Source organism: Pseudonocardia sulfidoxydans NBRC 16205 (assembly GCF_007989085.1).
Lineage (GTDB): Bacteria > Actinomycetota > Actinomycetes > Mycobacteriales > Pseudonocardiaceae > Pseudonocardia > Pseudonocardia sulfidoxydans.
The window spans coordinates 1-719 of the sequence record NZ_BJVJ01000196.1; the positions used below are offsets into that span (position 1 = coordinate 1).

The window sequence follows — 719 nt, forward strand, 5'->3', positions numbered from 1 at the left end:
CCCGGATGCGCCTGGCGGCTGGTCCCGCACCATCTCGTCCCGTGGAGTACCGCCTACCGCTGGTTCTCGGCCTGGACCGCCGACGGCACCTGGGCCCGGATCCACGACGTGCTGCGCGCGCAGGTGCGCCTGGCCGACGGGCGCGACCCGCAGCCCTCGGCGGCGGTGTTGGACTCCCAGTCGGCCAAGAGCGCCGAAGGCGGCGAAGCCATCGGCTACGACGCGGGCAAACGCGTCCGCGGCCGCAAACGGCATCTGCTCGTCGACACCCTCGGGCTACTGCTGCGGGTGGTGGTGCACTCGGCATCCGTGCAGGACCGGGCCGGGGCGAAACTCGTGCTCAGTGGCCTGCGGGAGCGGTTCCCGCTGGTGGGGCTGGTCTGGGTGGACGGCGGTTACGTCAACTCCGTGGACGCCGGTCTGATCGACTGGGCCCGCCGCCATGAGGGGATCGAGGTCGTTGCGGTGCCCCGCGACGCCGACGTGAAAGGCTTCCAGGTGCTGCCCCGCCGGTGGGTGGTCGAGAGAACTTTCGGCTGGTTGACGAGGTGCAGACGGTTGGCGCGCGACTACGAACGCAAGACCGCCCACGCCGAGGCGATGATCCAGGTCGCGATGATCCGGCTGATGGCCGCCCGGCTGGCCGGTGAGGAACTTCCCGCACCGACCAGCCCGGTCGAGATCGAAGCAGCTCGCCGGCTAGCAGAGGACCTCGACAA

The 719-nt window shown here is 70.7% G+C and carries 1 protein-coding gene; it reads left to right on the forward strand.

The features are described 5' to 3' along the window. Positions 1 to 719, forward strand: a 719-nt coding sequence (locus PSU4_RS31000; RefSeq protein ID WP_147116242.1) for an IS5 family transposase, incomplete at both ends; no start/stop codon positions are given.